The 5,376-nt window shown below is 61.6% G+C and carries 4 protein-coding genes and 1 pseudogene; 2 read left to right on the top strand and 3 right to left on the bottom strand.

Features of this window, described 5'->3' with window-relative positions; genetic code table 11:
* Window positions 1-767: HAMP domain-containing protein (locus tag E5X34_RS31945; protein ID WP_292573128.1), on the bottom strand; the 767-nt coding region annotated here is incomplete at its 3' end.
* A 480-nt stretch (window positions 768-1,247) separates the two neighbouring features.
* On the opposite strand from E5X34_RS31945, the pseudogene E5X34_RS31940 reads away from it, so the two are divergent.
* Window positions 1,248-1,585 (top strand): annotated as a pseudogene (locus E5X34_RS31940) (DUF4112 domain-containing protein).
* A 78-nt stretch (window positions 1,586-1,663) separates the two neighbouring features.
* Window positions 1,664-1,915: a GlsB/YeaQ/YmgE family stress response membrane protein gene (locus tag E5X34_RS31935; protein ID WP_292573119.1), complete on the top strand. Its 252-nt coding sequence runs from the start codon at window positions 1,664-1,666 to the stop codon at window positions 1,913-1,915.
* 478 nt (window positions 1,916-2,393) lie between these two features.
* On the opposite strand, the gene E5X34_RS31930 is transcribed toward E5X34_RS31935, so the two are convergent.
* Both E5X34_RS31930 and E5X34_RS31925 read right to left on the bottom strand, forming a co-directional pair.
* The gene (locus tag E5X34_RS31930) at window positions 2,394-2,978 is read right to left on the bottom strand and encodes an invasion associated locus B family protein (protein ID WP_292573116.1); all 585 of its coding nucleotides are present in this window, start codon (window positions 2,976-2,978) and stop codon (window positions 2,394-2,396) included.
* 32 nt (window positions 2,979-3,010) lie between these two features.
* Window positions 3,011-5,376, bottom strand: a 2,366-nt coding sequence (locus E5X34_RS31925) for an autotransporter outer membrane beta-barrel domain-containing protein (RefSeq protein WP_292573113.1), incomplete at its 5' end; no start/stop codon positions are given.

Below are 5,376 nucleotides of genomic sequence, written 5' to 3'. Positions count from 1 at the left end.
GTACCGACCTCGCGTGCGACGCGCGTCACTTCCGAAGCGAACGAATTGAGCTGATCCACCATGGTATTTATGGTGTTCTTGAGCTCAAGGATTTCGCCCTTCACATCGACCGTGATCTTCTTCGACAGATCCCCGGATGCGACCGCGGTTGTAACTTCGGCGATGTTGCGCACCTGACCCGTAAGATTGGTGGCCATGGCATTGACGTTGTCGGTCAGATCTTTCCAGGTTCCGGCTACACCCTTCACTCTTGCTTGGCCGCCGAGCTTCCCTTCGGTCCCGACCTCACGCGCGACGCGCGTGACTTCGGAGGCGAACGAAGCCAGTTGCCCCACCATCGTGTTGACGATCTTGCCGATGCGGAGGAACTCGCCGCGCAACGGGCGGCCGTCGATTTCGACCATCATTGTCTGGGAAAGGTCGCCTTTCGCGACGGCGCCAATCACGCGGGCCACTTCGGCCGTCGGCTGAACCATGTCGTCGATGAGCTCGTTGACCGACCTGACACTCGATTCCCAACCGCCTGTCGCATTGCGGACGTGGCCCCTCTCACCGATCCTTCCGTCCTTGCCGACCACCCTGCTTAGCCGCTCGAACTCCCTGGTCACCTGGTCGTTGAGTTCGACGATTTGATTGAAGGCATCGGCAATATCGGAATCAACTCCGTCATAGACGTTGTCGATGCGAACCGAAAAATCGCCTCGCCTGAAGGCCTTCAGTGAATTTAGAATTTGACGACGGTCGAGTTGTGCCCTTGATGCCTGCACGTTCACAGACCTACTCCCCACCAAGTAGTTGACCGAAATTGCATCTTCCTATGAAGTCCGCCCGCTTGCGCGAGCAAGGTACACCGCCGCGCAAGTTGCCCAACGCGCCATTCGAGATTTCGTTCCGAAATTTACCTTCGGGCAGAAATCACCATGATGAAATTCCCCTTCGGATTGCGTCGCGGCGAAGCAAAGGAGCGGGCGCGCCAGAATGGTGCTGCCTTTCAGAAGGGCGGAAGGAGGCGCGGCTCCCAGGCGGAAAGGTCTTGTGCTGCATCACCCGCCGGATCTGTTCGCCCCAGCGCCGGTGGGCCAGGAACCCGGCCGTGTCATTATGTCGGGCCCAGTGGAGACAGGACAATTCTCGCCTGCATGCGAGAAGAGCGGATGGTCAGCTTATGGCGTCGACCGGCGATTGCAGCCGTTCGCCCAAGTAGGAGGACTGAAAGTCTCTAACTGATCATTGCGGAACTGGATTTTTTGGCGGCCATGCTCGACTCGCGCTGGCGCATTCCCAGGACCTCAGTTCGGTTCGGACTGGATGCGTTGGTGGGTCTGGTCCCCATACTCGGAGACGCAGCCACCACCATCGTGTCGCCTATATCGTGTTGCGCGCCCGAAGCTGCGGTGCCGGAAATTTCTTGGTTGCAAGGATGCTGGGGAACGTCTTGCTTGATACGGTTGTAGGAAGCGTGCCTATACTGGGTTCAATCTTCGACGTGTATTTTAAGGCCAACAATCGCAACATCAGGTTGCTTCGCCAGCACCTTGCCAGCGCGGACACAAGCAGCCGCGGCCCGGCAAACCACCCGGCCTGATTGCAATATTCGCGAGGAACTTTATTGGTTTGTCGGACGTTTCCCGCCGAACCAAATTCGGTTCTAGGAAAGGGGAACATGGAAAATTCAGGTGTCGGTTGGGTAGCGGCTATCGTAATCGGCGGGATCGCCGGCTGGCTCGCTGAGATGTTCATGAAGAGCAACATGGGCGTGCTCATGAACATCATTTTGGGGATTGTCGGCGCCATCGTCGCTAACCTCCTTCTTGGACTGCTCGGAGTATCCTTGACCGGATGGCTTGGCTATCTTGTCGCCGGCTTCATCGGCGCATGTATTTTGATTGCTGCTGCCCGAATGGTCAGACGTTGAGCCAAAAAGACCGAGCACACTTTATCAGTGTTGTTGAAGCGCGTGGTCCAGGCGACCACGCGTTTTCAAAAAGGGCCCTGTGGTGATAATTTCTAGTGCAGCAAGGCCGCTTACGGGCGTTGGCAGAGCGGACGTCAACGGTCGACACGGTGATGTCATGTGGGGCCGCAAGCGGAGCGGCAGCTTTCGATTTCCCACCACGCTATCCGACATTCAACTAGCAGTTTGAGCTGCGAAGATCGAACCACTCTCTTCACTACGGTGTCAGCTCAATCGGGCCTCAATACCACAATGAAGTAGCTCGCCGCATCGACCATGACACCGCGACACGCCTACGTCTCTCCCAACTTTAACACTGCACCTTTGGTGTAGATCCAGATGAGACAGGCGTAAAGTTGCGCGTCCTGTGGCTTTGCAGCACCGACGATGCACTAACTTCTTCAAGCTGCCGGTGTTGGGCGATTAATCGCGACCCACTTTAGTCCGCCGACAGATCCGCCGTCCGCGCCAGCGCGCTGCCAAAACCGTTGAGCGAGATGGTGAAGGAGATCGGCTGCATGGTGTCCGCGGCGATAGCGTTGATCTTGAGCGTGGTGGCGTTCTGCAGCAGCGGCGTGGTCTCGGCATCGAACGTCACCGGCACCAGGCAACCCACCGCCTGGCAGGTGTTGAACTGCAGCGTGCCGTCAAGCTTCTTGTCGTCGATCTCGAGCGCGACGCCGTTGGCGAGCGCAAGTCCGAAGGGCAGCGCCAGCGTGCCGCTGGCGTCCTGGCCGGTCTTGGTCGTCAATTCGATCGCCAGCAGCCGCTGGCCGCTCTGCTTGTTGAACTGCTGATGCGACAGACTGCAGACCTTGTTGGAGCCGGTGACCTGGCAGTTCACCGTCCAGTCGCCATGCGTTTCCGAAAGCGCCGAGGCACCGCCCGGCAGTTGCGGCTTGGCCGCCGCGCCGGCGGGCTGGGCGGCCACCTTGTCGCCCTTGTTCTGCGCGGCGAATGCCGGCGCGCCGGCGACGCAGGCGGCTGCCAGCAGCGCCGCGACATACGCGTACTTCGTCTTCATGACTTCCCTTCTTGACCGCCGCTCCGGGTCAGCTAGAAGCTGACCTTCAGAGACGCGCTGACCGCGTTCTGCTTGACCGTTTCACCGAAGGCGCCGTTGTACCTGACTGCCAGACCAACGCCGTTGACGCCATTGAGCTCCAGGCCGGCGCCGACCCGATAGAGTGGCGAATCGATGGCTTCCGTCAAGTGCAACGCCGGGTTGCCGGGCAGGTTCTCGGCGGCGGCGAAGCGGCCCTCGATCTCCCACTGCTTGGTGGAGAACTCGACGCCGGCCTTTCCGTAGATGCGGAAACTGGCGATCGCGCTGACCGGGATGTCGGCCCCCACTTCGAGCGCCGGCGTCGCGGCGTAGAACATGCTGCCGTTGCCATCGAAATTGAAGGCGGCGACCGACCCCTCCTCCTTGCCGGAGACGTCAAGCCAGCGAGCATCGAACTGGATCGTCGGTTGCAGATAGAAAGCGCCCATCTGATGCGTCATGCCGACCCGCGCCGAACCACCGAACTGGCTGCTATCCTGCTTGTAGGTCACGCTGTTGCCGACGCCGTCAAGCAGTTCCTCGGGCAGATAGACGCCGTCCAGCGTTTCGCCGGGGATGAACGCGACGGGATCGATATGGGTGTCGCGCTCTCCGGTGAAGGAGCCGGTGCCGCCGCCGAGCGCAAGGTCGACGAAGTAGCCGCTGTTTTCATATTTCGCCAGCGCGTAGGCCTGCCAGGATTCGCCTTTTGTGTCCGACAGCAGGTCGCCATTATAGGCGATGCTGGAATCGTACTCGGTGCGGCCGAGCGTGGCGCCGAGCGACCAATTGCGCCCGACCTCGGCGATGCCGCCGAACGACAGCGTCTTCAACGTGTCGTCGCGGCTGGTGGTGCCGGCGCCGGTATCCCTGCTGTATTGAGCCTGCGGGGTGATCGTGCCCCACAGGCAGCGGCCGTCGACATTCTTGTAGGCCGCGACGCCGGTGCATTCATGCGCCTGGTCGAGCATGGTGTCGGTGGAGCGGTTGATCATGTCCAAGGTGTGCACGGCATAGTGCGGGGTGAGCCGCGTCAGCGCGGCGCCCAGCTGCGCCTCGGTCTGCGAGAAGCGCAGCATGTTGATCAGCCGCGCCATCGGATTGTCCGGGCTCGAGGCGGCCTCGACGTCGTCCAGATACTTCGCCATCTGGAACACGGCGGGATCCGTCGCGCCGGAGCCCGGATCCTGCGCCAGCTCGAGGAAGGTCGGGTTGTCGGCGTAGAGCACCAGATCGGTGCCGTTGTCGACACGGGTCAGGAAATTGAAGCCGACAGCCGGATGCAGCGTCTGCGCCGTGATGCCGGAATCAGTCATCGCCGAGCCCGTCGCCAGCGTGTACTGCGTGAACAGCTTGTCGATCGACAGGAAGTTGAGCGGCGCCGTGCCGGCCAAATCGCCCGTCTCCGTCAAGGTCAGCTTGTCGGTGATCTGGTTGTCGAGGTCGATATCGGTGACGAAGGAGCCGGTATTGTCCTGGGTCCAGCCGCCGGTGACGTCGACCGTCGCCACAACGCCGATGCCCTGGTTGGTCATCAGGCCCTGGTTCTTGAACATCCCGCCGGCGCCGAGATTGATCGATTTCAGACCGACGAATGAGGAATCGGTGAAATTGTCGAACTCGTTGATGCCGCCGCCGAGATCGACATTGCCGATTACCCGGCCGAGGCCGACGGTGCTCTTCTGGTTCTTGAAAGTTTCGTTGCCCGAGGTGCCGGTGATTGCGAGCGGGCTGAATTGGTCGAGCAGCGATTCAAGGATCGCATCGTCCGGCACGACCGGCCCGGGCGCCAGCAGCGAGGCGCTAAAGGCAGCCAGCTTCGACTGCATCATCGAAAAGGTCGGCGTCGCGCCCATCGCATAGAGCAGGCTGTTGTTGTTGACGGTATTGTCCTGTCCGCCCACCACCATCACGGCGACGCCGGTGTTGGACCCGCCGATCGTGTACTGGCCCTGCAGATCCATGGTGATGTTGCCCTTGGTGCCCTGCGCCGTGCTCTCGCCATAGGCCGCAACGGAATCGGCGCCCTGCGCGAACAAGCTGCCGTCGGCGGTCAGATGGACGAGGTTGGCGTTGCCCTGCCCGGTCGCGCTCTGGCCGAACATCGCATAGGAGCTCGCGCCCTTCACCCAGACCTGGCTGTCGCTGCCGGCAATCGCCGCGGCCGCATCGCCGATGCCGCCCTGCGAGCCTGCCGCCGACTGATTCATGTCGAGCGAGGAAGTGCCGCCTGCGCCGCCGCCGCCGCCGACCGCTTGCGCGACGATGCCGTGCGCGCGGTCGCCGTCGGTCTCGATCGCGCCCGACTGGATGATGGTGACCGTGCCGCCGGTGCCCTTGGTGCCGCCCGGCGTGTCGAAGCCGATTGCATTTGGCC

This window comes from Mesorhizobium sp., from assembly GCF_004963255.1.
In the GTDB taxonomy this organism is placed as follows: domain Bacteria; phylum Pseudomonadota; class Alphaproteobacteria; order Rhizobiales; family Rhizobiaceae; genus Mesorhizobium.
The sequence above is the reverse complement of the archived record's forward strand: the minus strand, read 5'-3'. Positions and strand labels throughout refer to the sequence as shown.